This is a genomic window from Spirosoma migulaei (assembly GCF_054776855.1).
Genome location: NZ_BAAHBG010000005.1, coordinates 542191 through 560850, shown reverse-complemented (window position 1 = coordinate 560850; position 18660 = coordinate 542191). Strand labels below are relative to the sequence as shown.

At 47.8% G+C, this 18660-nt stretch carries 18 protein-coding genes; 8 read left to right on the top strand and 10 right to left on the bottom strand.

The window, feature by feature from the left end; genetic code table 11:
* Nucleotides 1-580, top strand: a 580-nt coding sequence (locus ACYVGO_RS07870; RefSeq protein WP_460968795.1) for a DUF1501 domain-containing protein, incomplete at its 5' end; no start/stop codon positions are given.
* 36 nt (nt 581-616) lie between these two features.
* On the opposite strand, the gene ACYVGO_RS07865 is transcribed toward ACYVGO_RS07870, so the two are convergent.
* The 7 genes from ACYVGO_RS07865 to ACYVGO_RS07835 all read right to left on the bottom strand — a co-directional run bounded on the left by ACYVGO_RS07865 (nt 617) and on the right by ACYVGO_RS07835 (nt 6724).
* Complete coding sequence (locus ACYVGO_RS07865; protein WP_142775806.1) at nt 617-1420, bottom strand: mycofactocin-coupled SDR family oxidoreductase; 804 nt, start codon at nt 1418-1420, stop codon at nt 617-619.
* 3 nt (nt 1421-1423) lie between these two features.
* On the bottom strand, nt 1424-1975 hold the full coding sequence (locus ACYVGO_RS07860) for a carboxymuconolactone decarboxylase family protein (RefSeq protein ID WP_460968794.1): 552 nt from the start codon (nt 1973-1975) through the stop codon (nt 1424-1426).
* A 198-nt stretch (nt 1976-2173) separates the two neighbouring features.
* Nucleotides 2174-3340, bottom strand: a complete 1167-nt coding sequence (locus tag ACYVGO_RS07855; RefSeq protein ID WP_460968793.1) for a methionine aminotransferase — start codon at nt 3338-3340, stop codon at nt 2174-2176.
* 86 nt (nt 3341-3426) lie between these two features.
* The gene (locus tag ACYVGO_RS07850) at nt 3427-3693 is read right to left on the bottom strand and encodes a hypothetical protein (RefSeq protein ID WP_460968792.1); all 267 of its coding nucleotides are present in this window, start codon (nt 3691-3693) and stop codon (nt 3427-3429) included.
* A 4-nt stretch (nt 3694-3697) separates the two neighbouring features.
* Nucleotides 3698-4666, bottom strand: coding sequence for a DUF1684 domain-containing protein (locus ACYVGO_RS07845; RefSeq protein WP_460968791.1), 969 nt, complete (start codon nt 4664-4666; stop codon nt 3698-3700).
* A complete protein-coding gene (locus tag ACYVGO_RS07840; protein ID WP_460968790.1) occupies nt 4663-5892 on the bottom strand; it encodes a sterol desaturase family protein in 1230 nt (409 codons plus the stop codon). Before ACYVGO_RS07840 ends, ACYVGO_RS07845 begins: the two co-directional genes overlap by 4 nt.
* Nucleotides 5893-5899: 7 nt before the next feature.
* Nucleotides 5900-6724, bottom strand: a complete 825-nt coding sequence (locus ACYVGO_RS07835) for a phytanoyl-CoA dioxygenase family protein (RefSeq protein ID WP_460968789.1) — start codon at nt 6722-6724, stop codon at nt 5900-5902.
* A gap of 441 nt (nt 6725-7165) precedes the next feature.
* Here ACYVGO_RS07835 and ACYVGO_RS07830 point away from each other — a divergent pair, with 441 nt between their 5' ends.
* The 4 genes from ACYVGO_RS07830 (at nt 7166) to ACYVGO_RS07815 (ending at nt 14301) form a co-directional block, all read left to right on the top strand.
* Nucleotides 7166-10387, top strand: coding sequence for a SusC/RagA family TonB-linked outer membrane protein (locus ACYVGO_RS07830; protein WP_142775813.1), 3222 nt, complete (start codon nt 7166-7168; stop codon nt 10385-10387).
* 113 nt (nt 10388-10500) lie between these two features.
* The gene (locus tag ACYVGO_RS07825; RefSeq protein ID WP_142775814.1) at nt 10501-12036 is read left to right on the top strand and encodes a SusD/RagB family nutrient-binding outer membrane lipoprotein; all 1536 of its coding nucleotides are present in this window, start codon (nt 10501-10503) and stop codon (nt 12034-12036) included.
* Between the two features lie 224 nt (nt 12037-12260).
* Nucleotides 12261-13385, top strand: a complete 1125-nt coding sequence (locus ACYVGO_RS07820) for a hypothetical protein (RefSeq protein ID WP_460968786.1) — start codon at nt 12261-12263, stop codon at nt 13383-13385.
* 136 nt (nt 13386-13521) lie between these two features.
* Nucleotides 13522-14301, top strand: a complete 780-nt coding sequence (locus ACYVGO_RS07815; protein ID WP_460968785.1) for a phytanoyl-CoA dioxygenase family protein — start codon at nt 13522-13524, stop codon at nt 14299-14301.
* 71 nt (nt 14302-14372) lie between these two features.
* Here the strand turns inward: ACYVGO_RS07815 and egtD are convergent, their stop codons facing one another.
* From egtD to ACYVGO_RS07800, 3 genes are all read right to left on the bottom strand, one after another.
* Complete coding sequence (egtD, locus tag ACYVGO_RS07810; RefSeq protein WP_460968784.1) at nt 14373-15458, bottom strand: L-histidine N(alpha)-methyltransferase; 1086 nt, start codon at nt 15456-15458, stop codon at nt 14373-14375.
* Nucleotides 15425-16639 carry an ergothioneine biosynthesis protein EgtB gene (gene egtB / locus ACYVGO_RS07805; RefSeq protein WP_460968782.1) on the bottom strand — a complete coding sequence of 405 codons (1215 nt, stop codon included), beginning with the start codon at nt 16637-16639 and terminating at the stop codon, nt 15425-15427. Before egtB ends, egtD begins: the two co-directional genes overlap by 34 nt.
* Before the next feature lie 123 nt (nt 16640-16762).
* Complete coding sequence (locus tag ACYVGO_RS07800) at nt 16763-17035, bottom strand: UBP-type zinc finger domain-containing protein (RefSeq protein ID WP_460968781.1); 273 nt, start codon at nt 17033-17035, stop codon at nt 16763-16765.
* A 125-nt stretch (nt 17036-17160) separates the two neighbouring features.
* Here ACYVGO_RS07800 and ACYVGO_RS07795 point away from each other — a divergent pair, with 125 nt between their 5' ends.
* Genes ACYVGO_RS07795 through ACYVGO_RS07785 form a run of 3 tightly spaced genes read left to right on the top strand, consistent with a single transcriptional unit; the run spans nt 17161 to nt 18660 of the window.
* Complete coding sequence (locus tag ACYVGO_RS07795) at nt 17161-17421, top strand: helix-turn-helix transcriptional regulator (RefSeq protein WP_460968779.1); 261 nt, start codon at nt 17161-17163, stop codon at nt 17419-17421.
* Nucleotides 17387-17716: a HipA N-terminal domain-containing protein gene (locus tag ACYVGO_RS07790; protein WP_460968777.1), complete on the top strand. Its 330-nt coding sequence runs from the start codon at nt 17387-17389 to the stop codon at nt 17714-17716. The genes ACYVGO_RS07795 and ACYVGO_RS07790 overlap by 35 nt, the downstream gene beginning before the upstream one ends.
* Nucleotides 17713-18660, top strand: coding sequence for a HipA domain-containing protein (locus tag ACYVGO_RS07785; protein WP_460968775.1), 948 nt, complete (start codon nt 17713-17715; stop codon nt 18658-18660). The genes ACYVGO_RS07790 and ACYVGO_RS07785 overlap by 4 nt, the downstream gene beginning before the upstream one ends.

Below are 18660 nucleotides of genomic sequence, written 5' to 3'. Positions count from 1 at the left end.
CCGACTTGTGATCAAGAAAGCGGCCCAAAGCATCACCAGACAATCAGATAAGTACCCGGCTCCGGGCAAAAACCCCCTTGCCGACCAGCTCAGAATTGTAGCCCGGCTCGTAGCGGGTGGGCTCCGCACAAAAGTATACCTGGTGAGCACCGGCAGTTTTGACACCCATGCCAAACAGGCCGAGCCCGACGATACCACAACAGGTAACCACGCTCAACTACTCCGACGGGTATCCGAAGCACTTGGTGCGTTTATGGACGATCTGAAAGGGTTAAATGCTGCCGACCGGGTGATGGGTATGACCTTCTCCGAGTTTGGCCGACGGATCAAATCCAATGCCAGTGGCGGCACCGACCACGGCGCAGCGGCCCCGATATTCTATTTCGGCAATGGGGTGAAAGCAGGTATCATTGGCACAAATCCACAGCTACCAACCAGCGCAACAGCCAATGATAACATAGCTATGCAGCACGATTTTCGGTCTGTTTATGCAACCGTTTTACAGCAATGGCTCAACCTGCCTGCCACTGATATTCAGACTGTTTTGATGGGGCAATTCCCATTGTTACCGATGATATGAGCTGACGCGGGTATTTACCCGTGCCAGCCTAAACATTCACCTGGTCAGCAAACCGGCATCCAGCACAAACTGGGAGCCCGTTACGTACCGGGACTTATCGGATACCAGAAACAAGACCATAGCCGACACATCTTCCGGCTCCACCCAAGGAACGGGCAGCAGGTTACCCGCCGAGCGTTCGGCAATTTCCTGGGTCGTGGTGCCCTCCAACTCGGCCAATCCGTCGTTCATAGGCGTGTTGACGCCCGTTGGATGGATTGAGTTGACACGGATATTGTAGGGAGCCAGTTCAATTGCCCAGGATTTGGTCAGGCCGACCAGCCCCCATTTCGAAGCCGCGTAGTGACTCAGTCGATTCATTCCCCGCAAACCGGCAATGGATGAGTTGTTAATGATCACACCCGATTTTTGCGCCATCATGACCGGGATTACACGCTTAGCCACCAGCCAGGCACCCTTCAGGTTGATGTCGATCATGGCGTCCCATTCCTCCTCGGGCAACTCATGAACCAGCCCGTACGCACAGATACCGGCGTTGTTAAACAAAATGTCGATCCGACCGAATTCGGCAACAGCCGTGTCAACAGCCGGTTGTATATCCGCATCACGCCGAACATCACCCTGAACCGGTAAACACGAAACACCAAAAGCCTCTACCTCCCGTTTCAGTGACTCCAGTTCACTTTCGGAGCCAAGTGCGTAGCCAGGGTATGCTAGTGGCTTGGCCAGATCGAAGGCCACAATATGCGTTCCTTCCTGCGCTAAAGCCAGCGCCACAGCTCTACCCTGCCCGTGGGCAGCTCCGGTAATAAACGCCACTTTACCTTGTAAATCAGCCATCAGCTAGGGATTGGTTTGCGGTTGAGTTAACGGAAGATAAGGATACAGGTATTCGTCGATTTTTACGTCCAGTACGTTGTTAAAAACATTGGTGGCAATCATCTGCCCCGCAAATGCGACCAGCACCACAATTTCGGCATCGGTGTAGCGCTCGCTGATGGGTGCGTAAACCGCATCAGAAACCTCACCTTTATGCAGGGCAATGGCACTCCCAAAATCAATGACAGCCTGCTCATGGGCCGTCAGTTGCAGATCTTCGGGACGCTCGCCATTGTCGATGATGATCCGGCGAAAAAACGTTGTGCAAAGCGGGCAATTCGATCCTTCCGAAATAGCATGTGCGTACAAATACGCCAGCCGGTCGCCCAAAATGCCTTTTACCTGCTCATACAATGGATACCATTGCATATACACTTGAAACGAAAGCAACGACCTGCCCAGGGTGGCTTTCATATTCGTGATGCGGCTACCAGGATAATCAGTAACGTGGGCATCGAAAGCAGCCTGAACATCGGGCGTTGCTTCGTTGTACGGAAGGGGTGAAATGCGGGGCATAGAGTTAAACGTTAGTCCATCGTTGACGCTTGTCTCTGCCAAGTGTCTGTTATTCTTTAGGGGCCTCCGGCCCGTGTTTCTTTATCAAAACTCAGACTGAACATCAATTGACCACCCTAAAATCGGGCAGAGGGCTTTTGGATACAGGGCACTCAGTAGAGCTAAGCGTCAACAACGACTTCGAGTCTGTTTGGGTCTTTACAAGTTGCTCAATCGCTGGGCGGCTTCTTCCAGAATGGCATCATCTTTAGCGAAGCAGAACCGCAGGATTTTATAATCGTTTTTCTGATTGTAAAACACCGAAACCGGAATCGACGCGACGCCAATTTCTCTGGTTAGCCGGATGGCCAGGTCATAATCCGGCTCATCGGTAATGGCAGCATAGGACACGGTCTGGAAGAAACTTCCCTCCGCTGGTTTGAACGTAAATCGGGAGCCATGCAGGCCAGCCAGGAACAAATCACGCTTGCGCTGGTAGAAATCCGGCAACTGACGATAGTGATCCGGGTCTTTCAGGTAATCGGCCAGCGCGTATTGGATTGGTGTAACGGTGCTGAACGTTAAATATTGGTGAATCTTCCGAAATTCAACACTCAACTCGTTCGGGGCCAGGCAGTAACCTATCTTCCAGCCCGTAATATGAAATGTCTTCCCAAACGACCCGATGATAAATGTCCGCTCCCGAAGTTCAGGATGCGTCATAAGTGAATTATGCACCCGACTATCAAAAAGGATGTGTTCATACACCTCATCACTCACGATCCAGATATCGCGGTCTCGAACGAGATTGGCCAGTTGCGTTAGGTCATCCGTTGTCCAGACATGGCCGGTGGGATTGTGGGGCGTATTAACCAGAATCAGTCGGGTTTTATCCGTAATCTTCTCACGCACCACCTGCCAGTCAATCCCATAATCGGGCGGAGTCAGCGTGACATACACAGGTACGCCCCCATTTAGGTCGATGGCGGGTACGTAACTATCATAAGCGGGTTCAAACACCAGCACTTCATCCCCCGGTCGAACCACCGCCGTTACAGCGGCAAAGATGGCTTCGGTGGCGCCGGATGTAATCGTAATTTCGGTTTCGGGATCGTAACTAACCCCATACTGATCAGCCGTTTTCCGGGCCAGTGCTTCCCGCAAAGCCGGAACGCCCGTCATGGGCGCGTATTGATTAAAGCCTTTCCGCAAATACTGTTCAACCAGCGACACCAGTTTGGGAGAGCAATCGAAGCCCGGAAACCCCTGCGACAGGTTAATGGCACCAGTTTCGGTCGCCAGTTTCGACATAACCGTAAAAATCGTCGTGCCTACGTTAGGCAGTTTCGACGCAAGGCTGGACAGCGTAGGTAGATGGTTGGTCATTAATTGTCATTCTTGGTCATTGGTGGTCATCCCTGGTCATTGATAGTAAAGCGATTTAGCGCAAATGGCTATCAATGACAACCTATTTATAACAGATCGCTTAGCGATAATTTGTCAATATAGGGCTCAAGTTCGTTTGTATCAGTCAGAACGCGCACCAAGTTAACACTGTACTGCCGCTGACAAATCCACATCTCCACAAAAAAGGTATTGACGGCAACTAAATGCAGCCAAAAACCGGGAATTCTCCGGGCTTCGAGTAGAATGCCCCGTTGCCAGATCAGGTTTAACTGATCCTGGTAGGCCAGACTATGAAAGAAGTCCGCTCCATTAGAGTCGAGATTAGGCTGCATATACTCAGTGGTCCCCGTAGCGTTTTTCACCCGCTGTAACGGCCAGAGCCAGTTTATTCTGCTTGGGTGGCAGTGGGCAGGTAGCAAATGTTGTGAAAGCACAGGGCGGGTTGATGGCCTGATTGAAATCGAGCGTGGTTGTGCCATCGGGACCCGCTTTATCGGCATACAGGAAGCGGCCTGCCCCATAGGTATCGTGGGTATTGGTGGGATCACCAAATAAAATAAACAGCTTCTCCCCTTCACCAGCGGCATCCAGGCGGTAGGTTTTTCCTCCTCGCTCAAAAACGAGTGTCCCGGCCAGTGGGTATTGCGACAACTGTCCAATCACATCCATGATGGGAATAGTTTTGGGCTCCGATGGCACTTCCAGCCGGGCTTTAAGTCGCCAGGTTTCATCTACCGGAAAGCGGTCTATTCCATGAAATTCGTTCAGGGCCGGGCTTTCCAGATCACGCAGACGAACCCCGTATTTATTACCTCGTTTAATAATGAACCAACGAAGTGACCCATGTTGCAGAGTTACCGGCTTTTTGCTTTCCGGCGAAAAGATCGTTTCTGTCGTAAGCAATGGTTCTGGCTTTACAGAAGAGCCATCGGTTGACTGGCCTAATCGGTCGGCGAGTACAGCGGCTCCCGGCGCGGGCGTGAAGAATACCGTTCCATTTGTAAGCTGAAAGGTGCCTACTTGTTCGGGTGTCTTTCCCGATGGAAACGTAATGTCATTACCCATATCGCTACCTACCTTATTCGCTCCTTCCTTAAGCCAGTACAGGCCCGCTACATTCAGCCAGCCCGATTCGCTTTTGAGTGATTTCACCCGCTTCTGATGCCACTCCTCTAGTTGTGCTTTGTAGGATGGGCCGTCCGAAACCCGCCAGCCTACCGAGGTCAGCATAGCTAGTAACCACAGTCCGAAAAAACTGCCCGAGTAGATGTTCAGAGGGCCGATAGAAGAATCCGTGCGTTTCATAGTGAGGAACCGTATACCAATTGAAAATACCGTTTTTGAATACCTGAGAAGTATGCCCAGAGCGACAGGGCGCCGATATAGCCCAACACTAGGAGCATGGGATAACCTAACACACTATATAAAGCCAGCCAAAGCACCATCACTCGCCCAATTTCAAGGTATAAAACCCATTGCCGCTGTTCGAGTAAGGCACCACAATTGACTAACGTAAGCAGAATGAATAAGGCTGTCAAAAACTGAAGATAGCCCGGTACGTACGATTCGATCAGCAGAAAGCCGAACAGAATCAGCAACGTGCCCGCCATCTGTCCGATCACGTAGCCTTTAAACCGGCGGCTTTTCGTATGTACGACGGTACGGCTGGCCGCATCAGCGGATAAAAACCGACGTTCCAACTCATCCCGTATACCAGGATCGACCGAATCAGGTCGGCCAAACAGCACACGTAGTTTTCCTGACCAGCCAGTTTGCCGCCTAGCCGCTACCAATACTTCGAGAAGTCCATGAAAATGCTGCCATAAAAAACTATGGCTGTTCAGTTGTTTAGTCAATCCATACACCGGCTCTGTCTGCTCTTCCATAAACGTGCCAAATAGTTTATCCCAGATGATAAGCACATCACCGTAGTTTTTATCCAGGTATTCGGGGTTGCTGGCATGATGCACCCGGTGGTGCGAAGGTGTTACCAACACATACTCAAGCCAGCCCAATTTACCGATAGTGCGGGTGTGGATAAAAAATGGATATAGCCCGTGAATTAGAAGAACCGTTGTAATCATCTCCGCCGGAAAGCCAATGACGGGCAATATTGACCAGAAGCCTGTGCGGACAATGGCCTGAAACACCGTAATCCGGGCCGAAACCGTATAATTGAAATCTTCACTCTGATGATGAACCACATGAACGGCCCAGAGCACGTTTATTTCGTGCGCCAGCCGGTGATACCAATACCAGACAAAGTCCGTTGCAATGAACAGGCCAATCCAGCCCCATGCATTCGCCCGAATATCGAGAAGTGCATAGTGGCGATGCAGGTAGTCATACACGAAATAAAACAGCCCAACCGTGAAACTATCCAACAGCCGCTCGGCAATACCCACATTGAGGTTCGCAACAGCGTTATTAAACTGGAAATAGTTTTTCTTCTGCGCTTTTGCAACAAGGTATTCCGCACCCATAAGGAGCAGAAATAGAGGAACCGCAAAAGCAAGCCAATTCAACTGCATGGGTATCTCAGTTCTGGATTCTAGCAGCAAAACGATGGTAGAAAGGCGTTTTGCTGGATGCACTTTTTGGCTGGTAATCGCCCGTGATAATGGGAATATACATAACCCGACGACGGCTTTCAGCGCCCAGTTTAGGCGACTGTTCCACCCGATGCCACAGGCTACCGTTATGAATGGTCAGATCACCCGCTTCAATATCGAAACCAACTTCGCGCGGATCGGGACGGTGGTCGATAAACTGACGCTTACGAAACAAAGTCATCAGTGTATTTTGCTTATGCGTGCCAGGCAACACGCGCAGGCCACCATTGCTCTTTGGGCAATCATCCAGATGCAATCCTACATTCAGCATAGGACGGATGCGATGCCCCAGGAATAAATCGCGCGGGCTATCGGTATGCCAGCCCATGCGCGAGAAATTACTCTCGGGTGTGCGTACATAGTGATTGACCACCAGACCGTCTTTCTCGATTTCGTTAATGCGGCCATCGTAGGGTTGTAGGAGTGCCGTTAATGCCTGTAGTCGATCATCCTGCAGAAATTCACTCAGAATGGGACTAAACAACGAGGTGAAGGCAAACCGCTGTACAATCGTTTGCCCATTTTCATCTCGGCCGAATTTCAGGGGAGTTCCATTGATCTTATCCACCTTCTCCGCCAGCCAGTTCGCTTCAACGCGCTGCAACTCCTGTAGAAAAAGCTGTACGACATCACGACTCACAAAGTTTTTGATATGCAAAAAGCCGTTTTTCTCGAAAAAAGCCCGTTGATCAGCGGTCAGTGTTCCCGCTAATTGATTGGAAACTGGTTGTTCGGTGAGTACCATTGCCATAGGTTGTTGGTCTAATTCCAAATTAAACTATTTACTATATAGAATTAGTATAGTAAACTTGATAATGAAAAGCAAACGAATGTTTGCTGCAAAATTTGGGTGAACAAGTAGTTCTACCTATCGTTCAAGCCCAATTAATTCTAAAAAAAACTTTTTATTCTCGACAGTAGGCGTTACTGATCGCTACAATCTGTTTTTTCGCCACAAGGCTTTATCCTTTAAGGCACCTAGCAATCAAGCGTTTAACTAAAACAGCATGATATACCCCTTTAGATTGATGGACAAAGGTGATTATGGTTTTTCAGTATTCCAAATTTTTTTAAGCTGATTCTAAAATGGATAGTAGAAAGTGTCATATTCACACTTTAGAACGATAATAATTAAAAAAAGATTTTTTTGGCTTTTTCAGATACGAGAATTTAAAACAAACCTTGATCTATAATGAAACACAATTTACGAATGAAGGTTAGGGCCTGTTGCTTTTTCCTCTGGGCTGCCTTCCTGATCACACATGTGGCTCAGGCGCAGGATCGCCGGGTAACGGGCCGCGTTTTGTCAAGTAAAGACCAGCAGCCTATTCCGGGCGTCAATATTCTGGTCAAAGACACGCAGTTGGGTACCACTACCGATGGGAATGGTAGCTTCTCGCTGAATGTTGCACCGAATGTTACGCTGGTTTTCAGTTCCATTGGCTTCGCGGGTCAAACATTGGCCATTGGCAATCAAACGCAATTGACGGTTACTCTTCAAGAGGCTGAACAAAGCCTGGGAGAAGTGGTTGTAACGGCTCTGGGTATCAAAAAAGAAGCAAAACGCTTAGGGTATGCCACCGCTATTGTAAACCCCGAACAGGTTACTACCAACCGGTCGGTTAACTTTATCAATGCGCTTCAGGGCAAAATTGCGGGGGTCAACATTAGTAGTCTTGGCACGGGTGCGGCTGGTTCCAGCAAAATCCGTATCCGGGGGCAGTCGTCGTTCTCGGGCCAGAACACCCCGCTCATTGTTATCAACGGTGTTCCTGTAGATAACACGAACTTTGGACAGAATAACGGCAACAACGGTAGCGATAATTCTGTTGCCAGCCGCGACCGGAACTACTCCGATGGTGGCGATGGCCTGTCATCAATTAACCCGGATGATATTGAAGGAATGACCGTTTTGAAAGGCGGTACGGCCGCAGCTCTTTACGGCTCCCGTGCTAAAGATGGTGCTATCCTGATTACGACCAAAACCAAGGGTACCGGTCAGGGGATTGGTGTAACGTACAATATGAACTACACAAATGACCACCCGCTGGATTACACGGATTACCAGTACGAATATGGTCAGGGAGAATACGGCGTTCGACCTACGGCGCCTAACCCAACCTCGGGTGTATGGAGCTTTGGCGAAAAGTTTGCGGGACAGACCCAAGTGTTATTTGGCGGAGTGACGGTACCTTATGCGCCCGTTCGGAACCGGATCAACACATTCTATCGTGATGGGTCCACCATGACTAACTCCATCGCGGTGTCAACGGGGAACGAAAAAGGCGGACTTAACCTGTCAATCTCAAACCTGGACAACAAAGGGATTACCCGCAATAACTCATTTAATCGTAAAACCATTAATCTGGGCTTTACCTACAATCTGTCGGCTAGACTAACGGTTACGGGAACGATGAACTACTCCAATGAGTACAACAAAAACCCACCCCAAATTGCTCAGCAGGACAACAGTACACCTACCGTTATTTACACGCTGGCGAACTCCATGCCATTAGATGTACTGGAAGCGAACCAAATCAATCCGGCTACTGGTAACGAGTTCATCTATTCGCGGTTTATGAACCGAACGAATCCATACTTTGTGCTCAACAATAAATTCGAGAACATCCGTAGGGATCGTCTGTTTGGAAATATTTCAGCCCGTTATAACGTGACGGACTGGCTGTATGTTCAGGGCCGGGTAGGCCAGGATTACTGGTCAAGGGATCAGGATTATAACTTCCCAACGGGTCAGGCTTCCCTGGCTGCTGCCCCGGCTGGTTTTGTGAACGGTGCGTACGTGCAGGAAGCCCGCCGATTCCGCGAAGTCAATACGGACTTCCTGATTGGAGCCAACCATAAGTTTGGGGTATTTGGTGTTGACCTTACTTTAGGAGGAAACCAACTCTACCGTCGGAGTGATCTGAACAGTGTTCTGGCTACCGACTTCGTGGTTCGGGGTTTGTATGTTCCGCAAAACGGACGGGTAAAAGACCCAACCTATGGTCTGAGCGAACGCAAAGTTAACTCACTTTATGCCGCAGCTGAATTTTCCTATAAGGACTTCCTGTATTTGAACGGAACAGTCCGAAATGACTGGTTCTCGACGTTAGCCCCAGCCAACCGAAGCATTCTGTACCCATCGTTAACGGGTAGCTTCGTCTTTTCGCAAGCCTTTAATAACTTACCTTCCTGGTTGAACTTCGGTAAGTTGCGGGCAGCTTATGCCGAAGTAGGTAGCGATGGTGACGTAGCCCCCTACTCGAACAACCTGTTCTATGCGGTTAATGCCAACCTCTTCCCAAATCCAGCTGGCCAAGGGCAGCCATTAGGCTACATTACCTCGAATACGGTGCCCAGCGCTACGCTGAAACCAAGTCGTGTAGCGGAAACCGAATTAGGTCTGGAGTTGAAACTATTCAATAACCGCGTTGGCCTGGATATAGCTGTTTATAACAAGATCACCAGCGACCAGATCGTTGCGAAGCAATCGTCTGATGCGTCGGGTTATACAAGTTCACTCATCAACAGTGGACAGAGCCGCAACCAGGGTATCGAGGTGTTGCTGAATCTGTCGCCCGTAAAGACGAAAGATTTCTCCTGGGATGTAACCTTGAACGGTTCGTACAACCAAACCAAGCTACTCCGACTGATAACCGATGACGATGGTACTCCAGGAAAAGACTACAATAACGACAAGCAAGCTGAGCAAATCGTAGTTGGTACAGGGATTTATGTTGGTGAATTACGGCAGGTGGTAGGTCAGCAATTGGGTCAGTTATATACCTATGGCTATAAGCGTAATGCACAAGGACAGCTCATCAACGGAACAGATGGTCTTCCTGTCCGGACCGATGCGCCTATTTCATTCGGTTCTGCACTGCCCCGCTTTGTGGGTGGTATTACCAATGGATTCAACTACAAAGGGTTAAGTTTATCGGTATTGATCGACTTTAAACTGGGTGGTAAAATGATTTCAGGTACCAACCTGAATGCCTTCCGACATGGCTTGCAAAAAGAAACGTTAGTAGGGCGGGGCGAGGCAGACAACAAAATGGTTGGGCCTGGTGTGAACGAAAAAGGCGAAGTAAATGCCGTCCGGGCATTTGTTCAGGATTACTATTCGGTGGGCCGCTCCAAGAGCCTTGGCGAACAAGTGGTGTACGACGCTGGCTTGTGGAAACTGCGTCAGATCAGCCTGGGGTATGACTTCACCAAATTGCTCCCTAAAACCTTATTCATCAAAGGTGTTCGGTTGAGTGCTGTGGCTAACAACGTGGCTATTCTGAAGAAATGGGTACCAAACATCGACCCCGAACAATTCGGCTTCAGTTCGGATAACCTGGTTGGTCTGGAATCAACAGGTTTACCAACCACTCGCAGCGTAGGCTTTAACCTGAATGTGAAATTTTAAAATAGGTTTACGGTTTTCAGTTTACTGTATTCAGTTGGCTGACGCAAAAACAAAAATGCATCAGTCAACTGAATACAGTAAACTGAAAACCGTAAACGACAAACACTCCAAAAATGAAAAAGACATTCTTATATATACCACTAGCGGCCTTGCTCCTGACCACGAGCAGTTGCGACAAAGGGTTCGATGAACTAAACGTCAACCCAACGGCAGCCACAACGCTTAATCCAGTTTTTACGTTCAACAACGCCATGGTTGGCACCTCTTTCCCTGGCGGTATATTGACCTTTGAGGAGCCCACCGTTCAGCAGATGTTTACGCCAAACTCAGGGATCGTGGCCGGTGGCAATTTCAACATCGATAATCGCGGCCCCTCAGGTGTTAATGGTGCTATCTGGCGGCAGTATTACCAGAATGTGGTTCGGTATCTGGTCGATGTAGTCAATCAAACCAAATCAGATGCTAACCGGGCTAATCTTTATAATATGGCCCGCATCTGGAAGGCCTATACATTCTCTGTACTCACAGATACCTATGGTGACATACCGTATTCTCAGGCAGGTCTAGGGTATATTTCAGCAAACGTTGTGCCCAAATATGATACCCAAGAGAGTATTTATAATGATCTGATCAAAGAACTAACTGAGGCAACGACTGCGCTGGATGCTAGCAAGCCTACGGAAGCCGGTGAAATCACCTATGGGGGCGATGTTGCTAAATGGAAAAAATTCGGCAATTCGCTCCTGCTTCGTGTGGGTATGCGCCTGTCGAAAGTAAATCCGACGTTGGCACAATCGACCGTGCAGAAAGCAGTTGCCGGCGGGCTACAACAGTCAAATGCCGACAATGCGCTGGTTAAAAATAACGCCAACTATACGAATGGTGTGGGGGCAACGCTCAATTCAACGGAAGCGGCCAACTACTACCTAACTAGTACATTTGTCAATTACCTGAAGTCAACCTCCGATCCTCGACTCGCATCCATTGCCGTACGTTATGTAGGTGCGAAAAGTGGGCCTGAACAAACGGCGGCCAAAGCCAACCGCGACCCTGCGGTGCAAATTGGTATGCCCATGGGTTACGATAATGGTACTATTGCTGATCGCGCAGTGATTGATATTGGTACTCGTGAATTTTATGGTTACTCGCAACTAGATCGGACCCGGATGGGCAGTCAGTTTGCGCCCTGTTACTTAGTGACCTATGCACAAACTCAACTGCTCCTGGCTGAAGCCGCTCAACGAGGCTGGACTACTGGTAACGCGGCTGATTTTTATAATGCAGGTGTTACAGCGCACATGAAACAACTGGGCGATTACGATGCTACATCGCTGGTTTCCGACGCAAACATTGCGGCTTATCTCCAGAAAAATCCATATGATGCTGCTAAAGGCTACGAGTTGATCAATACACAGTATTGGATTGCCTCTTTCCTGAATGGACCGGAAGTATTCGCTAATTTCCGGCGGAGCGGCTTCCCTGCCCTGACACCGAACCCATACCCGGGCAAGGAAATCAAGGGAAATTTCATCTACCGCTTATCCTATCCAGATTCTGAGCAATCGGTTAACACGGCTAACCGTCAGGAAGCCGTTACCCGGCAAGGCCCTGATAATCTGGACACCCACGTGTGGTGGGATAAACAATAACCCAATCTATCTTTTTCTTAACCTAAACTATGCAAACAAGCCCGACCGTAACTGGTTGGGCTGTTGCAATTTGTAGCGGTTTATTATTTTAAGATTTGAGTTTTGGTTTTTGCTCAGAACCGAATAATAAATAAATATAACTATTAAAATAAATAATTTCATATTCAGACAACATCCATATTATTTATATAATAAAAGTTCAACCTTTTAACAACTAACAAACAATGAAAAGTCTATCAATTTCCACAACTGGCTGGCTGGTTGTTATTTTAATGCTTGTATCATTATCATGCAAAGAATCTTTTGAAGTAAGTCAACTTCAAAAGAACGCAGATGGTGTAGTCAACAATGGTGTATTCTTAGAATTTCCAAATTCTAAAGTTTACAAAGAGCAGTTAAATGCTCTGAAAACGATGACAGAAGAAGAAATGAACAAGTGGGAAAAAAATCTAAATTATATATCTGTTCGTAGTTTCTATGATTTAGCTATTTCTGAGGATAAAAAATTTATTGAGAATTTAACCAACGATCAAGCCACTAATGCCAATGGGGTTTTAAAGGATCCAAGTCTATTACATTCAAAATTTGTATTAGAGAATAAATCATCTTTTCTTTTTGATGAATATGGTCGCTCTTTCTGGATAAAGTCCCCTACGGCTGATAAAGCTCAGAATAGCGTTATTAATAAAGATGGACTATTGAAAGTAGGTGGCTATTTAATGCAGTTTACTGATATGTATACCAAAGTAATGTACGTTGGCAAAAAGTTCTCCTCTAACGATTTGGAGAAAATAAAGTCAGCCACAAAAACATCTACTTCTGATCGCATAAATGTTGCTATGAATAATTTTGTACTACATGATGCTAGAGCCAGGGATTCGAGAACACAGTTTTATGAAGAATGTGAAACTGAATCTACTAATCCTGCTGGAATCCATCAAAAAATGGCATTATGGACTGTTGCGTGGAATAATCCTGAATACACTTATGACCCACAAACGGATCAACAAACATTTAATGGTTATAGAACGCACGAAGAAATGAATATTAGAACATATTTCTGGGGAGGTTTATTTAATGGATCCGTATACAGTGACAATTGGCATGTCAATGGCACATTTGATGTAAATTGTGAAAGCGGCTATAGTTTGTATGGCCCCTGTCAACATCGAAGCTACTATTATAATAGTACACCAGGTCAATATACCTCAGGCGGTACAGCTGTTCTTGAGCAAAGAAACTCGCCCAATGTTTATATGGATCAGTATAGTCTTGATTATCCTATGCATATAACTAACCTCAATTTTTCGTTAAGCGTATCTGGCACTATCTGTACAATAACGTTTTAATATAGAAGCTGTTTAGACTTTTGTTGAAATAGTTCAACAGAGCCCACATTTACCACATAATATACAATGATCTTGTTCAAGCCCGACCATAATTGGTTGGGCTTGTTTCTTAATCGATCTTAAAGTAAACTCGTGTATGACTAAAACCCTTGATAATACCCAGATCCAGGAATTTATTCAGAATGGCTTTGTTCGAATCGACGAGGCTTTTTCGGAAGAATTGGCGCAGGAAGGCCGGGCCATTTTGTGGGCAGACACAGGGTGTGACCCAGAGGATCCATCTACATGGACACAACCCGTTATTCGGCTGGGGGGCTATGATCAGGAACCCTTCCGCCTAGCCGCTAACACACCCAGGTTGATCTCTGCCTACGATCAGTTGGTTGGTACTGGTCGTTGGGAAGCGCGCAACAGCCTGGGTACGTTTCCAATTCGTTTCCCGAGTCCCGATGATCCGGGTGATACCGGATGGCATGCCGAAGCTAGTTTTGCAGGCCCCGACGGTTCGTGGCGATTAAATGTAAACTCAACTGGCCGGGCCTTATTGATGCTCTTTTTGTTTTCTGATGTTGATGTTCTGGATGCGCCCACCCGAATTTTAGTAGGCTCGCATCTGGATGTTCCCAAACTTCTGGAACCAGCCGGTGAAGCTGGTTTATCCTTTATCGAGTTAGCCGAAAAATTCGGACCATCACTTGATCGCCCAGTTAGTTTGGCAACCGGAAAAGCAGGCACCGTGTATCTATGCCACCCGTTTTTAATTCATGCCGCCCAGCCTCATCAGGGCACAAATCCCCGATTTATGGCGCAGCCACCACTTCTTCCGGCCGAACCCCTCCAACTGGAGCGGGCCGATGGTAACTATTCACCCGTTGAACAGGCCATTCGGTTGGGATTGCAACAAGAGAAAATATAAAACGCAAAGGTCGCGAAGTAGTTTTCATTGCGAGCTTTGCGCTTCCCTTTGCGTCTTTGCGTTAACCCTTCTCACCGTTCAAACACAACATCGGCAAAATAACCGTTGCTATCCGTGAACCAGCCAATTAGCGAAAACCCTGCCTGCTGAGCCAGATTTTCAATCTGCGCCCGCGTGAACTTCCGGGAAATCTCAGTATGAATGATTTCTCCGTACTCGAATGATACCTTCATATCCAATGCACCAATCTGAACGGTCTGGGCTTTCTGACTAACCAAATACGAGCGGGCCTCTCCCGTTTCGGGGTTATAGACTTCGTAATGATCAAAAGCCGACAAATTGAAATCGGCATCGAGCTCCCGGTTGATCCGACGGAGCAGATTCAAATTGAAGGCGCGGGTCAGCCCCTGCTGGTCGTTGTAGGCGGCATGAATAATGGCCGGGTGTTTCTGTAAATCGAAGCCCGTTAGCACCAGATCGCCGGGTTGTAGCCGATCATGAAGTTGCTGATAAAAATCAAGGGCAGCATCGGGGGTAAAGTTGCCAATATTCGATCCCAGGAATAAAACAACCCGCCTAGCATCCGATTCTTCGGACAACTGTTGCAGCGCATTGAAATAATCATCGTGCCGGGGATTAAGTCGCAAATCCGGCCATTTTTGACGTACATCGACCACTAAATCCTCAAGCGCATCAACAGATATATCAACCGGCGCATAGGTAAAGTCGGCGTTTTTATCGGCAAAAAAACTAAGCAAAATCTTGGTTTTCAGGCCATCGCCCGCACCCAGTTCAACCAGTTCAAACGGGCGACCATCGGGCGTAAACTGCTTGAGAAAATCCTCCTTATATGTATCCAGAATTTCATACTCCGACCGGGTCAGGTAGTATTCCGGTGCGTGCATAATTTCCTGAAATAACCGACTTCCTTCGGCATCATAGAAAAACCGGGATGACAATCGTTTCGGCGTTGTCTGTAAACCCATACGCACTTCGTCCGCGAGGGGCGAGGTGCTCGGAGCAGGGGTCAGGGTATCAAGATCAATAACGGCTGACTCCAGGTCCATGCCCTGCTCCTCGCTCCCCGCCCCCTGCTCAAACCTCCATGCGTCCTGCACCAAGCTCATTTCGCCAGGCGTATTCCCGTGTATTGCCATCGTTTGTCTGGTTGAAAAAAATTACGATACGTAGGTCTCGAATGCCCTTCGGGAGTAGCCACCGAAGCACCCCGTAGCACCATTTGTCCGCTCATGAATTTACCATTGTATTCGCCCACAGCACCTTCAGCTGTTGTAAACCCTGGATAGGGCAGATAAGCCGAATTTGTCCACTCCCAACGCGTCCCCCAATTAAGTTGACCGGCGGCCGAATCCACGGCGGCCGAGTCCACGGCGGCAACTTCCCATTCAAATTCGGTGGGCAGTCGCATACCCCGCCAGCGAGCGTAGGCATCTGCTTCGTAGTAGCTAATATGGCAAACGGGAGCAGCTAGGTCGACGGGTTGGAGTCCACCAAATGTATAATTCCACCACTCGCCATCAATCTGATGCCAGTATAAAGGAGCCTTAATAGTGTTGATGTTCACCCATGCCCACCCATCCGACAGCCAGTGTCGAAAGTTCTGATAAGCACCGGCTTTAATAAACTCCAGGTATTCCCCATTTGTGACCAAATTTCCAGCCAGCGTAGTTTCGTTCAGATAGACCTTATGTCGGCCCAGTTCATTATCGAAGCAGAACGATTCAGGGTTGTCTGCTAGACTCGAAGATGAGGGATAACCAACCCAATAGACGCCTTCCCTAACTACAATTGACGGGTTGAGCGTTTGCACTTGATGCTCAAAAATGGGCATCTCAATAGCTGGCAACAACGGATTATTGCCCAGAATGTACTTTATATCAGTAATGAGCAACTCCTGATGTTGCTGCTCGTGATTCAGACCCAACACAATGAGTGCCTGAAGGTCGGGAGGCAGATTGGTGGTGTTTAAGAAGTGGCTCATGTGCTCATCTACATAAGCACGATAGGCATATACGCCTGACACCGTCGGGCGGCTCAGATTACCCCGATCTGTTCGCAGTACCCGCTTCCCAACGGTTTCGTAGTAGCTATTAAATACATAGCTGAAATCATCGTGAAATGTACGATAACCGGGTGCGTTTGGGACTAGAATAAATGTTTCCCAGAACCAGGTTGTATGCCCCAGATGCCATTTAGGCGGACTAACATCAACAACGGGCTGTACAACATAGTCTTCTGTTTCAAGCCCTTTGCAAATGGTTTCAGAATGTGCCCTTACCCGAAGGTATTGTTCTGTAAATGTCTGTTCAGCAATCATTCAGAGGCTTATTGTTTACGGTATTAGGTTCACGGTGTGGGGCACATCAGTTGCTCGGCAAATCCTCCGTTGCGGTCAGCCACCGTAAACCTTATATCGTAAACCGAATACCATTCTCCTTGTTCAATACCCGGCCATTTGCTCATCAACGAAGCACCAGAGCCACCGTTCGCCAGGCTCTGACGAGATCACAACCGGATGCTCGCTAGCCAGGAAATGTTTCGTTGCGTGTTTGTTGGGCGATGAATCGCAGCAGAGCGTTGTCCCGCAGGTTTGGCAGGTCCGTAAGTGTACCCATGAGTCGCCGGTTTTGATGCACTCTTCACATACGTATTCGCGAGCGGTGCGGATTTCCGTCAGAGAAGACAGGTGGTCGCAGATAGTTTTTTTGAGCATGTCGGTAAACTATATGAAATGAGTTATACCTTATCAGGTATAAAATCGTTTATTATTTTTGACGGTATACCCGAAAAGGTATAAACTAACGATGTTTTCAATAAATATACCCGATAAGGTATACTATGCCTACACTTTTAAGTCAGTTCGTGAAGCAAAGTCGCCGAAAGGCCAACCTTACCCAAGAAGACCTGGCCTATAAAGCCGGCGTAGGCTTGCGGTTTATTCGTGAGCTTGAGCAAGGTAAATCAACGCTTCGGCTCGACAAGATAAATCAGGTATTACAACTGTTTAACCATCAGGTCGGCCCTGTACCTATGCAGTCTTCCACCGCTAAAGAAACCCATTCCGATGAATCGAAAAGCAGAGGTCTGGCTAGGCGATAAACAAGCCGGTTACATTACTGAAACAGACGAAGGTTATGAGTTCAGATACAACTCCGAATTCTTATCTCAATCGGATGCCCAACCCATTAGCCTGACGCTACCGTTAACGGCTAAACAATATAAAAATACAATCCTGTTCCCATTTTTCGACGGGTTAATTCCAGAAGGCTGGTTATTGGATATTGCCGAACGAAGCTGGAAAATACAGATCAACGACCGATTTGGGTTGTTACTTGCCTGTTGTCAGGACTGCATTGGCGCGGTAAGTATTATCCCTATAGCTACACCCGAATGAGTCAATGCCTATACTGCTATCAACCGCTGGCTAATAACCAGACAGATTTTCACCCACGCTGTAGTCGGGCGTTATTTGGTATATCCCAGCCACCTGTACTCCCTTATTCATTGGCCACTATGCACGAACTGGCAGAGCAGATTGTGCGCCAACATGTTAGTGTAACAGGTGTACAGCCCAAACTCTCACTTGATCTAAAATCCGTTGATGGATCAACCCGACTAACGCTGGTTGGCCTTTGGGGCCGTTATATTCTAAAGCCACCCTATGAGCGCTATCCAGAGATGCCTGAAAACGAAGATTTAACCATGCACCTGGCAAATCTATTTGGGATTGTTACGGTACCGCATACGCTGATCCGGCTGCAAACCGGCGAATTAGCGTACCTTACCCAGCGTATTGACCGAACTGACCAGGGCCATAAACGTCCCATGGAAGATATGTGCCAGCTAGCAGAACGCTTAACGGTTGATAAGTACAAAGGCTCAATGGAACTAGTAGCCCGACTTATTCGGCAGCATAGCACACAGGCAGCACTCGATCTGGTCACCCTGTATGAGTTAACCCTGTTTTGTTTTCTGACGGGGAATGCCGACATGCATTTGAAAAACTTTTCGTTATGGCGTACTGATGAGAAAGCTATTACCCTAACCCCCGCTTACGATTTACTGGCTACGAAACTAATAATACCCGACGATCAGGAAGAGTTAGCCTTAACCCTTAATGGCAAAAAAAGCAGATTTCGTACCGACGATTGGCTAGCCTTTACAACTTACCTGGGTCTTACAGATAAACAGCGAGCCAATGTACACCAACGATTTCGTCGCCGATTGCCAGCTGTATTTAACTGGATAGAAACCAGTTTTTTATCCGTAGATACGAAACTGGCCTATAAGCAACTAATCAACGACCGCGCTCAGCGACTTGACCTGATAGATATCTGA